This is a genomic window from Streptomyces sp. BV286, assembly GCF_019090165.1.
GTDB lineage: Bacteria > Actinomycetota > Actinomycetes > Streptomycetales > Streptomycetaceae > Streptomyces.
In genome coordinates, this window is sequence record NZ_JAHRIB010000167.1 from 103,744 (window position 1) to 116,503 (window position 12,760).

Below are 12,760 nucleotides of genomic sequence, written 5' to 3' on the forward strand. Positions count from 1 at the left end.
CAGACCGCGTTCATCAGGCGGGAATGTACGACCCCGACACGGTGATGACCTCCGCCGCGGTGGCGCCCTCGGCGTCGCCGTAGAGATGCCCTACGTTCGCGAGTGCGGCCCCGTTCGCGGCCGTGGTCACCCGGAGCCGGTCGATCTGCGAACCGTCACTGCTCGCGTAGAGCAGGCCCTCGCCCGTCCACACGCCGTTGTCGGCGTCCCGGCCGTCCAGCTCCAGCTGGAAGACGACGCGCACGCCGGCCTTCGCCGGTACCGGGAGCGTCAGGCCGAACCCGGCGTTGGACGCCGCGCTGGTCTCCTTCTTCGCGACGATCTGCGCGGTGAAGACGACGGCGCCGCTCGCGTCGACGAACTCGCCGGTGCCGACCGTGCCGTCCTCGCCCGCGACGTTCGTGAGCTTCGGGGTCCAAGAGGTCATGTGGAAGTCCTTCCGTAAAAGATCCTGCCGGGGCGGCAGGCTCGGAGGACTGTGCAGGTCGGCGCATGCTTCCGTCTCGGGACGAGAAGGCGGCCGGAGATGAACAGGCCTGGTACCGACGGGGGAGGCGGTACCAGGCCTAGACGCACTTTACTCCGCGTTCATCACATTTACGGGGAAAGCCGCTCTTGAAGTGACGCCGCCGCAGCGTCGAGTGCCGCATGCAGCTCCGGAAGCAGGGTCAGGGCCGCGGCGATGTGCTCGGGCGACGCCTTCTCGTCCGCCTGCACGGCCGCGAATGCCTCCAACGGGGTCACCGGGGTCAGCCTGTACATCCACAGCGCGCTCGCGGAGCCACGGGCATACCGCTCCGTCAGCAACTCGATCGGCGTCAGCGCCGGCGCGTCCTCGCCCCGCAGCAGTGGCGACAGGCCCTTCTCCGTGGCTTCTCGGCAGATCGCGTCTCCGTCGCCGTACACCGAGGGGCGTCGTTCGGAGGCTTTCACCAAGCGCGCGGCCATGTGGCGCTCCCGGTCGTCGCTCGGACCCGGGTTCTTCGTCGTGTCCAGGAGCCGGCCGGCGTCGTAGACGCTGACGCCCGCGTGATACGGGTCCTCTCCCGGGTCGCCATCGCGCAGGCACCGGATCGCAGCGACGGCGTAAGCCGTGTCGCTGTACTCGCGCCGACAGCCGACCCCATCCAACGCCTCCTTGTCGAGCTGTGCCGCCGCGCGCCGGAGCTGAGTCTCGGTGGGGCCATCCCTCCAGACGAACGTCCACCGCTTCGGGCGGGCGTAGTCGTCGATCTCCGCCTCGATCTGCCGGTCGCGCGGCAGGCCGTACTGCTCGGTGAGTTTCCAGGCGACCTTGCGCAGCCGCTCGGCCCGCCGCGGGACCGCTGCCATCAGGCGTCGTCTCCGAACATTTCCTGCTTGAAGCGGCGGTTGCGTTCCTGGTCGGCGCGGATCTGCTCGACGGCCTGCTCGTTCTCCAGCTTGGAGATGGGGAACAGCGCCGGTCCGAGCCGCCCGCCGCTGCTCTGCGCGAACGCGGTGATGAGCTGCACGGTCCGGTGCGTGTCCACGATCGGGTCGCGGTACACCGATCCCTTCTCGCCGGTGTCCTCGTACGTCACCGACTCGCTGATCTTGTGGTCGAAGGTGTCGAGCGCCGACTTCAAAGACCCGATCTTCTCGTGCAGACTGCGCCAGTTCCCATCCTCTGCGTACCCGATCAGCGCGGAGATCCGATCGAGGACGTAGGCGAAGTCCTCGGCGAGAACGGCTTCTTGACTCGTGGCGCCGAGAAGTTCGGAGAGACGGGGCTGGTCGGTCATCACGGGCCCTTCGGTGCTGTCCAGTTGGAGCGGCCAGTCTTCCACGAGGCGATTCCGGGCCGAGTACACAATCCGGTCTTCGACAGGGGTGCCTTCACCAGACCTCGGCCGCGGCCAGAGCTTCAGGCTGTCCAGCGGTTCGAGTACTTCGGCCGCCGATCCCGCCTCGTCCACCACGGCGCCAAGCCGGACGCCATCGATGCCGCCCTCACCCAGATCATGGGTCGAGCGTACGACCAGCCCGCGGCAAGGCCGGTCGCGACGGCCGCCGCCGTGGGGCGTCGGCCCGTTCCACGGTGACCTCTTGGTCGACGTGCACCGTCGTCGCCCCGGGGTTGAGCATCACCTCGTAGGTGACGCGCAGGCCGCCGCCGCGGTGGTTGAGGTTCGTCCGCTCGCTCACGACCAGAGAGGTGCATGACCGCAGCAGCGGCTCCAACACTTCCAGGATGTGTTCGCCGACGTCGCTGTCGTCGGTCATCACTCGGATCTGCACCATCAGGCCGCCGCCCCCGCCTTGCGCCGGCGGACCGGGCCTGGGTCCGGCACTCCGTGCCCGTCGACCATCCAGGCTGCCCGCTCCCATACAGGTTCGGTGCCCTCGGTGATCCGGTGCAGGAGCACGGCCAAGGCGAAGGCGTCGGTGGCGGCGGCCGCGGTCCGGTCCCAGGCGACCCAAACGCCGCGCTCCTGGTCCCCGGGCTCGCTCGCCGTGGAGGTCCACTCGTCTCGGGTCCAAGCGAACCACTGCCGCCACAGGCGCGATACGTAGTCGGCTTTCTCGGCACTCTCGCGGTGCGGGCGAAGCCAGGCGTGGAGGCTGTCACGCGTGCTGCTCACGTGCTGTCCGGGCGGGGTGACGAGCATGGACGGGTAGCGGCTGACCGGGCCCCGGTCGGTCTCGTGGACGACGCGGCGGCCGTCCAGGAGCACATCGAGCCGGTCGAGCAGCGCCCCGCGTTCCGGCGTGCCGTACGCCCCGGCCGCGCCCTCGTGCAGCAACTCCTGGTCGTGGACGCGGATGACCGCGACGGTCTCCGGCTGCGCGTACTCGCCGGGGCCAGCCGCCACGACGACGAGCGCCGCGCCGCGGTCGCCGACGATTTCGCGGGCGAAGCGCCGGGACTTGGCGTGCGAGGCATAGAGCGCCGCGGCGTACGAGCAGGGCTCACACCAGCGCCCGCTGCCGAGAGGGTAGTCGCGGCGGTCACCGCACCGCCGGCACACGTACTGAAGTTCGCGGGCCCGATCCAGCGCGGCACGCTGCGCAGGAGAGCACCCGCGCTTCGGCACGGCGGCGTCCACGTCGTGCAGCGGGGCGTAGCAGTTGCCGTGATAGAGCACCTGGCCCACCGGGGCGGAGCCCGGCTTGAGGCCCCGCCGGTTGAGCTGGGTCTTGGTGAGCAGCCCGTCAGGCACATCGCTCCAGTGGGTGTAGCGCGGCAGGTTGAGCAGGGCAGGTACGTAATTGGCCATTGAGCATCCTCCAGGCGGGAAAGTCGAGAGAATTTTTAGCCTGTTCTTCAAGGAAATTCAAGCATCTTTCCGGAGGAGGTAGCAATGGAGCGATCTCGGCCTTATCTATCGCGCGGAGTGCGCCGCTTCTTGTAACAAGGTTGTTTGATTAATTAGCTTTCGGTGGCCTCCGGGGCTGACGGAGGATGCTCATCCGGGGGCCAGGGGCCGTAGCGCTCCAGCGCCTGACGCACGATCCGAGGCACTGAGTACACCCTCTCGACCAGCTCTTCGCGCTTCTCTCGGTCCTCCAGCGTCATGTCGAGTTGGTTGTACGTCAGCCCTCGCTCCTCCATCTCCGCCAACGGCTCCTCGCTGACGCGAATCGCGGCCGTCCGCAAGCGAAGTACCAGCTCAGCGGGTAGTTCGTATGCTCGGTACTTCAGGAAGCCGGGGTAGTTTTTGCCTGGCTGGCGTCCCGGCAATGACGCCAGGACTTGCTCCTCGGGAGACAGCGGATGCCAGGGGCCGCGCAGATCCTCTTCGTCCAGGCGCCGCTCGACGGCGCGCGCCACAATGTCATCGAGCGTCGGCCACCGCCGCGGCCGGCGTAGGCGCGCCCGGAGCTGGGCCTCGACTCGTGGAACTCCCCGGGCAATCAATTTATCCGCATACTCGGCAGCGGCTCTCCGATGCTTTTTCTTGATCGCTGTTAGGCGTGCGGCATGCCTTACGTCGATAGCGATTGTCAGCTTTTCCTGATCGCGCGATCCAGACACCAGTACCTCAAACAAGGTTGTTAGCTGCTGTAACAAGGTTGTTAGGATATATCGGCTCCGGCCCTCGCGGGCGCGATCCAGAAGATACGGCCCGAGCCGATGTCGGCGGGTGTCACGGGCTACTGACGACGCCCCTACTTGACGGGGTTGGCGGCGAGCCAGTCCACCAGGTCGTGCGCGCTGCCGAACACCTTCGGTCTGTTGCTCGCGGTGTTCATCTCGCCTCCCCCGCGGTCCTCCCCGATCGCCACGCCCTCTTCCATCGTGTCGATGAGCACGTACGCGTCTGTCCAGAAGTCCGCTGGCATGGACTTGTCGGCGTTCATCGCCTTCCGCAGGTCACGCGCGGGCTCGATGAGATCGATCATCGCGTCGTAGCACGTGTTGATCTCGACCGAGACACAGCCGCCCGTCGAATCGTGATCCGTGACAGCGTCCTCGAAAGCCGTGCTCGCCTTGTCCAGGCTCACCGTCTTCGGCGTCTTTACCGCGGCCGGCTTCGGGGCCGCACTGTCGTCACCCGAGCCGCCACAACCACTCACGGCCGCCACGATCACGCCTAAGGCGACCGCGCTGACTGCCTTCCCCCACTGATGTCTCCCCATGATCGGATCATTCCACAAGGGGCAGCATCACTCTGCCGAACCTTCAACCAAGGCTGATAGATGAGGCCGGGCTGCGCACCCACGAACACCGCGGCGGCCACGGGGACTTGCCACCCGCGGCCGCCGGTGTAGCCATCTGTACGCTCGCGGTCCGGCCGGCGTCCCGGGCTGCCATCGAGCGCTTCCGATTCACGGCCGGATCACGCCTCAAACCAGGCGCTCGGGTAGGCGATTTCACGCTGTCCGTCCCAGATGAACGTACGGACGGGAGCCGTTGGGACGGACCGATCCAGCTCGCCCACAATCTCCTGCATCAGGGCGTGCCGCTTCATCGGGTCGGTGCGGACCCAACTGGTCGCCATCACCTCCCGCTGCGCGTACGGCCCGAGAAGGTCCGATGTCGTAGCGATCAGCCGGAGCCGGTCGAACCCCGAGTAGGAGGTCAGCAGATCGTCAGTCAGCGGGTATCTCTGTGCACCCAAGCCTGGCCAGATGCTCAGGCGGACGGGACCGCATCGCGGAGTAGCCGAGCACGAGACTCCCCCGGGCGAGAGATCCGCACAGAACACGCAGATGGCGCCTGCGTCGTAGTACAGAGATGCCTTCACCTTGCGGACAACGTGCCGCCACGCCGTCGCGGGAATCGCCTCCCAGGGGAGACTCGCGACCTGTTGCATGGAGCTGACCTTCTGCCGGCCGGTCTGCACCTCGCCCATCACCGTCATGAGTTCCGGGAACTCGAACAACGTCACCGACGCAGCTCCAGCATGAGGGCGGTGGCCTTCTCCCAGCAGTCCGAGCAGGGGCGACCGGTCGAACCGCAGACGATGTCCGCGACGTGCGGCAGGAGCCTGGTATTGAGATCCGGACCGTTGAGGAGCTGCACAACGGCGTCCGCCTTACGCAGGCATGAGTCGCACGAGCGCGTCTTGCCCTCACGCTGGCCGCAGATCGTCAGGGACGCCTCGCGCAGCAGCTCGGCACGGTCGGCGATGGTGGCAGTGCTCACGATCTCTCCCAGCGCACAGCCCCCTGCCTGAGCAACGAGGTCGGCGGGCGCCGACGCAGGGGGCCGTGCATGGGATAGACGGAGTGACCCGGGTGTCCGTTACACCTGCACGAGGTGAGCAAACCGCTCATCCGGGCCGGGCCCGACCTGGGTGCCCGGCGGGTACTCCACGTCTGAGGTGGCGTGGCAGGTCATCGGGTACTTGCCTCCGTCGAGCTGGATGACGACGTACTGCCCGGCGAAGCCGACGATGTGGCCTGCATGACCGTTGTGCTTGACCTTCAGGTCGACACGCAGGTCGATCCCGTAGTAGTTCCGAATGTGCTCGATGCTGTTCTTGATCCGGGCCCGGATACTGGCGGCCTCCTCCCGCAACTCCTCAATACGCTGCTCGGTGCGCAAGTGCTGTTCCCAGCCAGCACTCAGGTCCAGCTCGTCACTCAAGGACCGGGCCTGATGTTCCATGGCTTCGGCGTCGGTGAAGATGGCGGCGCTCACCGGGCAACCTCTTCCTCGCCCCAAGCGGCATCGACAAGGGCCGGGTCCGGCTGAAACGTCGCGGCGGCCTCGGGGAACCCGTCAGCGCGAAGCTGCGGGTTCTCGCAGTGCCACGGGATGGTGTTCTGGGTGTCGCTCATGACGAGTCTCCGTTGGCGATACAGCGGGCGTTGTCGAGATCGGCGGCCGTCTGCGCGGTCCCCGACGTGTTGATCAGCAGGTAGGTGCGGGCTTCGTCGGCCAGGCCGGTGCATGTCCGGTCCTCGGACACCTGGAAGCTGGCCTGGTTCATGTCGAACTTGAGCTGTCCCGGTCGGGTCAGGCCGGTGAAGCGGACGTACGGGCCATCCGGGGTTCGCTCGGTCGTGTCCACCAGATCAGCGTCGAACCAGGAGGATGGCACCGCGAATTCGTCGTCGAACCAGGCCATGGCCGTGGTGATGCGTTGCTGCCCGTCTGCGCACCCCCACATGGCGACTTCGATCTCGTCGTGGAGCGGGCGCTTGCCGTCCTGTGTCCGCCACTCGCCGTTGGCCCGGTCCACCAGGACGATCGGGCCGGTCGGGACACCGGACAGCCAGGACTCGATGAGATTCAGCCGCTGCGTGTCGTCCCACACGCTGCCGCGCTGGTACGGCGGATGCAGGTCAAGGTCGCCGCGCTTAACGTCGGCGACGAGCGCGGACGCCCGGCGGAACGTCGGGGTGAAGTTCGTGTGCCGGATGGGCCCAGTGGTCTGGCGGGTCACGTGGCGGCCCCCTTCTTCTCGTTCTCCTTCTTCCAAGCGGCCAGTGCCTCACGGAAGATCGGCACGAGGCCGTCGGCAAGGTAGTAGCCGCCGGTCTTGGACCACCCTTCCTTGTCGGGGGCGGTGGGAGTGAACGGCGGGGTGATGGTCGGCGACCAATGCCCCTGTTCCGCACCGCGCCTGATGGCCTTAGTGATGGACTGGCTCGGGCCTCGCAGCGCGCTCTCGCCCCACTGCGCCCGAAAGGCCGGGCCGTCGACCCACCCCTCGCCCTCGACGGCCGCCTCGATGAACAGGACGGTGCGGGAGTTGGTGTCCCGCAGCAGCCGCATCGCGCGCTCGACGGTCCATTCGGCGTCGGTGGTGACGGTGCCGTGCGTGCCAGCCGCAGTGATGAGGGCGGTAACGGCTGCGACGACCTGCGGCGGTGCGGGATCAGGGACTTCGATGGTGATCTTCACTGCGGCCCTTCGCTAACTAACCCTGGTTTAACCCTGAACTCACAGTTTGGCACAACTGGCTGTCGACTCGCGTCTGTTCGGCTGTAACACCGGTACCTGAGCGTGCGTCCTACCTCATGAGCGGGTCGCAGCGACGGCCGGCTTCTGTGCTCCGTAGCCGGCGCGCAGCCTGCCAAGGAACAGATGACGGAGTCAGGATCAGGAGCCGTGAGTGAAAACCCCTGCACCCCCGAGGATTTCAATGCATTTTTCCGTCGAATGTGCAACCCCACCGTCAAGCGGTTGATGCGCTATGGCCGATTGACGCAACATGATGCCGAAGACATCGCTCAGCAAGCATTCGCTGAGACGAGTAAAAATTGGGTGCGTATTCGCAAGCCGGAGGGATTTCTGTGGGATCGAGTGACGAAGCGGCTCCTCGATCACATACGGGAACAGAAGAGGATTCCAATCCCGTACGACCTTTCCGAGGATTTCACTTTAATTACCGCTCCGGTGGACGGGGAGCCGGAGCGCCATGTCGATGCTGAGCGCCTCAAGGAGTTGATCCGCGAGCTGCCGATCGACGATCAAGCCGTACTCCTGTTGCAGCGTATGGGAGCTTCGTGCAAAGAGATGGCGGACTTCACCGGCGCGACGGAAGGGGCGGTCAGGGTCCGTCTGTGCCGGGCGAGGAAGCAACTGAAGACGATGATCAAGCGGGAAGCGGAGGTCCGGTGATGGGCTACGAGGACGAACTGCAGAACTTTGTGAACAAAATAGACGACGCAATGCGACCCCTCGCGTTAATGCGAGAGCAGGCATGGGGGGAGGTGTTTCGGCGCACCGCCCATCGCCTCGATTCCGATGACGCCGAAGCTGGTTTGGTGGGCGAGGAAGAATTCGTTCCCCTGTCGGACGAGGAGCTGGAAGCGCGGCTCTCCTCGCTCGGCAGTCTGGTCGTCAGTGCACTTCCGGATGACATCGAGAGCATTTCTGATAGCAGCCGATTTTTCAGGCAGCTGAAAACCGAGGAATCCGAAAATGGATTATGGAATTCCGTCGCAGCGGAGTTCTCTGAGGAGGAGAAAGCGGCAATAGAGATTTCCCGAGCTGCCGAGGCGATGGATTGGTTACTGCGTGGCTCCCCCTCCAGCGGATTCGAGTCGGATAGGAGGGCCTTCTCTTCGGTGTTTGTCGTGTGCGAGGGGAGAATGTACGCGAACCCGTATCGCACGCCACAGCGCGAGCTGCGGCAGTCGCAGGATGAACCTGTGTTGCGGGACTCCGAGCTGGCGGACGCGATGATCGAATGGGGGGCGTGCCCGGATCCGGGAAACCGCGAGCGCCTGCGAGATCGCATCACCTGGTTGTCTGCTGCGGCGCGTGGGCGAGCGATGTACCTGCAGCAGCTGCGCGGAGCCGTGCAGGCCTACACGCTGCGCGCCGATGTCCGGGTCTGGGACGTCACCGGGGCGAGGGAGCGCCCTGGCGAGGCCCTGACGGCACTGGTGTCCGAAGCCACTGACTTCGGTGCGGCGATAAGGGGCGATGGCCAGTGGTCGCTGCTGGTCACGGCACCTGCCGCCGCCGAGGAGCACGGTTCGGCTGCGGCCGGACCACGGGTCGCCGTCATGGAGCTCCCTTCGCCTCCGCCAGGACCAATGCCGGCGGACGGCAAATTAAGGGACTTTGACGGGCAATTGCTCGACCTAATTACTAATGCTCTGGAGGTGATGTAGCGACCCAATCCTTCTAATTTGAGATCGCCATGCTTGAGCTATCACCGTGCCGGGTGGGCGCGGCTTTTCGCATGCTCGCTTGCAGTGTGGCGTGCCGTGTGGAACAGGTCTTCTGTACGACGTGAGTGTGTAGCAGGAATTCTGAGTATGGCTCTCTCCGCCGCGCTAGCACTCGCGGCAACCGTTGTCAGAGTCCGCATCCCTGCACGCCGTTTGCAGAGATGCCGGGTTCTCCTCTTCCTGGCACCCGGGGCTACTGGGAGAACTGACCCTGGACTAACCCGGGTTGCACATTGGCGAGTTGAAGACCAGTGAGGGCAGCCTTACCGGCTATTCTCCCTGGAATAACCGGTACCTGCTGGAGGGGAACAGATGAGCGGGAACGAGCACGCGCACGGTCCGGACGAGGTCGGTTCGGGCGGCGTGCCACTGGACGAGCGCTTCGCGCACCTCGGACACATCGAGATCGCAGCCGAGATGTACGTGAGCATGACACCGGTGCCGAACACCATGCCGGTGCCGGCCGACGCCGACGAGTGGATCGCGGCGTTCGGCCGAGTCGCGGCCGATGGGAAGACGAGGGTGGACCTCGACCCGCAGGGCAACTCGTCCCGCTGGGTACTGCGCCCCGACGAGACGGGTGACCGCCCATGAGGAACGGCCGCGGATACAGCCCTCAGGGCCGCCGGCCGGAGCCGACGACGGCCCCCGCCACCGGGTCCCCGCTCTCCCCGCCCGAGCACCCCAACGTCGACGCGTACGCGGACATGAGCGCCCAACTCGAAGCACTGCACACCTTCTTGAAGGCACGGGCAGCGGCGACTCCCGTCGTGGAGCCGCTTTTCTACGAGGCGCTGGGCTACGCCAGGGGGTACGCCGACGCGTGCATGGAGAAGCAGGACATCGTCGGCGCCGTGCGCAAGCTGGAGTGGATGCGCAACGAAGCGAAGCGCTGGGCGGACCACCCGGACTTCCCCGCGGAGGCGCGGCGGTGACCGAGCAGCGACCCGAGCGACCGACCGCCGAAGACGAGACGACGGCCGCGGAGTGGGCGGCCTTCCTGGAGACCCGCGTCACGGAGGAGTTGGAGGCCGCCGACGCCCTCGCCCCCCACGGCTGGTGGGAGCTGACCGAGCCGGGCGCGCGCCGGTTCGGCGTGCAGGGAATGGGCGGCCGGGTGTTCGCCCCGATCCTGACCGGCTCCGGGCACTTCGTGGACCAGGCCACGGCCATGCACATCGTCCGCAACCAGCCGCAGCGCACACGTGATGATCTCCTGGGCAAGCTGATGCTGGTCAACCTGCTCAAGGCGCAGATCGCCGACGAGAAGGCCCCGCTGGTCGGGCCGCTCCGCATGGTCGTGCAGCAGTTCGCCGCGCCGTTCATCGACCACCCCGACCACCCGGAGTACGAGCCGCCGGAGGAGATGTGAGCACGGAGGTCGAGGTCGTCCACGCGGAGCTGGTCCGGGACGGCGAGCCCGGACCCGCCGCGGCCGAGCGGGGGCCTCGCTACCTGGTCACCCAACACACCATGCTCGGGCCCGGCGAGTTGCCGCCCCGGGCCGATGAGCGGCCGCCCTGGACGGACGACGACTTCCGGCTGTCCGCTGAGGACATGGCCGACTTGGCCGAACCCGACCTCGCCGAGAACACCATCATCAACCGCGACTCCACGACCCGCGCATTCGAGGAGTGGTGCGCGGCACAGAATCCGCCGCGGGTGGCCTACCCCTGCACCACGGCCACGTACACCTCCTACGGCCTGCACCTCATCCGCCGTGGGAAGGCCGGGGAATACAAGCCGGACAGCGTCGGGCAGTACATGAGCCGGATCTGGAGCTGGCAGCCGGTGGACTGGCGCCCCGACCCGAGCCGCTTCAAGGGCCGCCTCCGCGCGTGGAAGAAGGCATGGGTCGACGCCGGCGGTGAGGTCGACCGGGCCGCGGCCGTCACCATCGAGTACAACCTGCGGATCATTGCTGCCATGGATGAGAGCACGAACATCGGGAAGCGGGACGCCTTCCTCGCCGCGCTGGCCTACAGCAACCTCCACCGAGAGATGGAACTGGCCGACCAACTCGTCAAGCGGGTGAAGATTCACGACACCGGCCTGTTCGTGACCACCGCGAAGTCCAAGACGGACCAGAGCGGCAAGGGCGCTGGCCGATTCATCCAGGACCGAGAAGACCTCCAACTCGTGCGGCGGGCCCGCGCCTGGCTCGCTGTCCTGAACCAACTCGGTGCGGACGGCCCCGACGATCCTCTGTTCCGTGCCCTCACGGTGAAGGGCGATCTCCGGAAGTACCCGGAGAGCCGGAAGCGCGGGAACCGAATGCGGCCGGGATCGCTCAACGAACGACTCCAGCTAGTTGCCGAGCAGGCAGGCGTGCCGTACATCGACGGCAAGAAGGTGACCTCACACTCTTGGCGGGCCGGAGCGAACACCGACATGGCCGAGAAGGGCGTCCCGCTCGCGGAACGCAACAAGGCCGGGCGATGGGCGGACGGCTCACACACCGCGGACACCGTCTACGACCGACGCCACGGCGTCGGCACGCGTGACCCGCTCAACTCGGTCCCTCTGTACGGCGGTTCCGCACATGCCGCCGTTGCCAGGGCCCGCGCCGAGGATGCCGAGGGCTGACCGTCTTCCGCCCAGCCGACCCGACACGGCAGGATCGCCACCATGAGGATTCTTGTACTCGGCGGAACCTGGTTCCTGGGACGGGCGGTCGCACAGACCGCGCTCGATCGAGGGTGGGAGGTGACGGTCTTCAACCGCGGCCGTTCCGGGTCCGCGCCAGAAGGAGCCCGGACGGTTCGCGGAGACCGCACCCTCGCCGCCGACTTGGCACGGCTGGCCGGGGAAGGTCCGTGGGACGCCGTGGTGGACACCTCCGCTTCGGAGATGGCCCCGCGCGACGTTCTCGCTGGGGCCCGCGCCCTGGAGCCGGTCGCCGGGCGGTACGTGTACGTCTCCACCGTGAACGCCTACCGTGGATGGCCCACTGAGCCGCTGACGGAGGACTCCGAAGTCCTGGACGGCCCGCCGGACGCGGACGCCGAATACGGCCGGCTCCCAGACGACTGGGACGGGCCGGACTGGTACTACGGCAGGCAGAAGGCGGGAGCGGAGCGGGCCACCACCGCGGCGTTCGGCGAGGACCGCGCGGTGATCCTGCGGCCGGGCGTCATCCTCGGCCCCGGCGAGTACGTCGGGCGGCTGCCGTGGTGGCTGCGCCGAGCTGCCCGCGGCGGCCGGATGCTCGCGCCGGGCGCCCCGGACAAGCCGATCCAGCCGATCGACGTGCGCGATGTAGCCGCTTTCGCGCTCGACCAGGCCGCCGCCGATCGCGGCGGCGCCTACAACTGCGTCGCCCCGATCGGCCGGGAGGCGATGAGCGACTTCCTCACGGCCTGTGTGCTCGCCACAGGGGGTGACGCCCAACTGGCGTGGGCGCCCGACAAGCTGCTCCTGGACCACGGCGTGCAGCAGTGGACGGAGCTGCCGTTGTGGCGCACGCACGCGGGCGTGTGGAGGATCGAGTCGGCACGAGCGCAGGCCGCAGGGCTAGTGTGCCGGCCGCTGTCGGAGACGGTGATGGACACCTGGGAGTGGCTCCGCGCCGGCGGGACGCCAGTAGAACACCCACGTTGGGCCGAGCACGGGATCACACCGGAGAAGGAGGCCGAGATCCTGGCCGCGCTTGGCCGGTAGG

At 67.1% G+C, this 12,760-nt stretch carries 20 protein-coding genes; 7 read left to right on the plus strand and 13 right to left on the minus strand.

Features of this window, described 5'->3' with window-relative positions:
* Positions 1-13 precede the first annotated feature (13 nt).
* The 13 genes from KUF83_RS30385 to KUF83_RS30445 all read right to left on the minus strand — a co-directional run bounded on the left by KUF83_RS30385 (position 14) and on the right by KUF83_RS30445 (position 7,318).
* Positions 14-427, minus strand: coding sequence for a hypothetical protein (locus tag KUF83_RS30385; protein WP_217458196.1), 414 nt, complete (start codon positions 425-427; stop codon positions 14-16).
* Between the two features lie 170 nt (positions 428-597).
* Entirely contained in the window at positions 598-1,332 is a 735-nt protein-coding gene (locus tag KUF83_RS30390; protein WP_217458197.1) for a hypothetical protein, read from the minus strand.
* Positions 1,332-1,808, minus strand: coding sequence for a hypothetical protein (locus KUF83_RS30395; protein WP_217458198.1), 477 nt, complete (start codon positions 1,806-1,808; stop codon positions 1,332-1,334). The genes KUF83_RS30390 and KUF83_RS30395 overlap by 1 nt, the downstream gene beginning before the upstream one ends.
* A gap of 172 nt (positions 1,809-1,980) precedes the next feature.
* Entirely contained in the window at positions 1,981-2,244 is a 264-nt protein-coding gene (locus KUF83_RS30400) for a hypothetical protein (protein WP_217458199.1), read from the minus strand.
* 17 nt (positions 2,245-2,261) lie between these two features.
* Entirely contained in the window at positions 2,262-3,239 is a 978-nt protein-coding gene (locus KUF83_RS30405; protein ID WP_217458200.1) for a hypothetical protein, read from the minus strand.
* Positions 3,240-3,391: 152 nt separating this feature from the next.
* Positions 3,392-4,033, minus strand: coding sequence for a hypothetical protein (locus KUF83_RS30410; RefSeq protein WP_217458201.1), 642 nt, complete (start codon positions 4,031-4,033; stop codon positions 3,392-3,394).
* A gap of 98 nt (positions 4,034-4,131) precedes the next feature.
* Positions 4,132-4,602, minus strand: a complete 471-nt coding sequence (locus KUF83_RS30415) for a hypothetical protein (protein WP_217458202.1) — start codon at positions 4,600-4,602, stop codon at positions 4,132-4,134.
* A gap of 200 nt (positions 4,603-4,802) precedes the next feature.
* Positions 4,803-5,354, minus strand: a complete 552-nt coding sequence (locus KUF83_RS30420) for a hypothetical protein (protein ID WP_217458203.1) — start codon at positions 5,352-5,354, stop codon at positions 4,803-4,805.
* Positions 5,351-5,611 (minus strand): hypothetical protein, encoded by a 261-nt coding sequence (locus KUF83_RS30425; protein ID WP_217458204.1) that lies wholly within the window; start codon positions 5,609-5,611, stop codon positions 5,351-5,353. The genes KUF83_RS30420 and KUF83_RS30425 overlap by 4 nt, the downstream gene beginning before the upstream one ends.
* 99 nt (positions 5,612-5,710) lie before the next feature.
* Positions 5,711-6,109: a hypothetical protein gene (locus KUF83_RS30430; protein WP_217458205.1), complete on the minus strand. Its 399-nt coding sequence runs from the start codon at positions 6,107-6,109 to the stop codon at positions 5,711-5,713.
* Complete coding sequence (locus tag KUF83_RS30435) at positions 6,106-6,249, minus strand: hypothetical protein (protein ID WP_217458206.1); 144 nt, start codon at positions 6,247-6,249, stop codon at positions 6,106-6,108. Before KUF83_RS30435 ends, KUF83_RS30430 begins: the two co-directional genes overlap by 4 nt.
* A complete protein-coding gene (locus KUF83_RS30440; protein ID WP_217458207.1) occupies positions 6,246-6,857 on the minus strand; it encodes a DUF262 domain-containing protein in 612 nt (203 codons plus the stop codon). Before KUF83_RS30440 ends, KUF83_RS30435 begins: the two co-directional genes overlap by 4 nt.
* Positions 6,854-7,318 carry a hypothetical protein gene (locus tag KUF83_RS30445; protein WP_217458208.1) on the minus strand — a complete coding sequence of 155 codons (465 nt, stop codon included), beginning with the start codon at positions 7,316-7,318 and terminating at the stop codon, positions 6,854-6,856. The genes KUF83_RS30440 and KUF83_RS30445 overlap by 4 nt, the downstream gene beginning before the upstream one ends.
* A gap of 207 nt (positions 7,319-7,525) precedes the next feature.
* Between KUF83_RS30445 and KUF83_RS30450 the strand changes: the two genes are divergently transcribed.
* The 7 genes from KUF83_RS30450 to KUF83_RS30480 all read left to right on the plus strand — a co-directional run bounded on the left by KUF83_RS30450 (position 7,526) and on the right by KUF83_RS30480 (position 12,759).
* A complete protein-coding gene (locus KUF83_RS30450) occupies positions 7,526-8,038 on the plus strand; it encodes an RNA polymerase sigma factor (protein ID WP_217458209.1) in 513 nt (170 codons plus the stop codon).
* Positions 8,038-9,039, plus strand: coding sequence for a hypothetical protein (locus tag KUF83_RS30455; RefSeq protein WP_217458210.1), 1,002 nt, complete (start codon positions 8,038-8,040; stop codon positions 9,037-9,039). The genes KUF83_RS30450 and KUF83_RS30455 overlap by 1 nt, the downstream gene beginning before the upstream one ends.
* Positions 9,040-9,411: 372 nt before the next feature.
* Positions 9,412-9,693 carry a hypothetical protein gene (locus KUF83_RS30460; RefSeq protein ID WP_217458211.1) on the plus strand — a complete coding sequence of 94 codons (282 nt, stop codon included), beginning with the start codon at positions 9,412-9,414 and terminating at the stop codon, positions 9,691-9,693.
* Positions 9,690-10,034, plus strand: coding sequence for a hypothetical protein (locus KUF83_RS30465; protein WP_217458212.1), 345 nt, complete (start codon positions 9,690-9,692; stop codon positions 10,032-10,034). Before KUF83_RS30460 ends, KUF83_RS30465 begins: the two co-directional genes overlap by 4 nt.
* Positions 10,031-10,471 (plus strand): DUF6221 family protein, encoded by a 441-nt coding sequence (locus KUF83_RS30470; RefSeq protein WP_217458213.1) that lies wholly within the window; start codon positions 10,031-10,033, stop codon positions 10,469-10,471. The genes KUF83_RS30465 and KUF83_RS30470 overlap by 4 nt, the downstream gene beginning before the upstream one ends.
* On the plus strand, positions 10,468-11,685 hold the full coding sequence (locus KUF83_RS42160) for a tyrosine-type recombinase/integrase (protein ID WP_217458214.1): 1,218 nt from the start codon (positions 10,468-10,470) through the stop codon (positions 11,683-11,685). The genes KUF83_RS30470 and KUF83_RS42160 overlap by 4 nt, the downstream gene beginning before the upstream one ends.
* Positions 11,686-11,727: 42 nt before the next feature.
* Positions 11,728-12,759 (plus strand): NAD-dependent epimerase/dehydratase family protein, encoded by a 1,032-nt coding sequence (locus KUF83_RS30480; protein WP_217458215.1) that lies wholly within the window; start codon positions 11,728-11,730, stop codon positions 12,757-12,759.
* Position 12,760 lies beyond the last annotated feature (1 nt).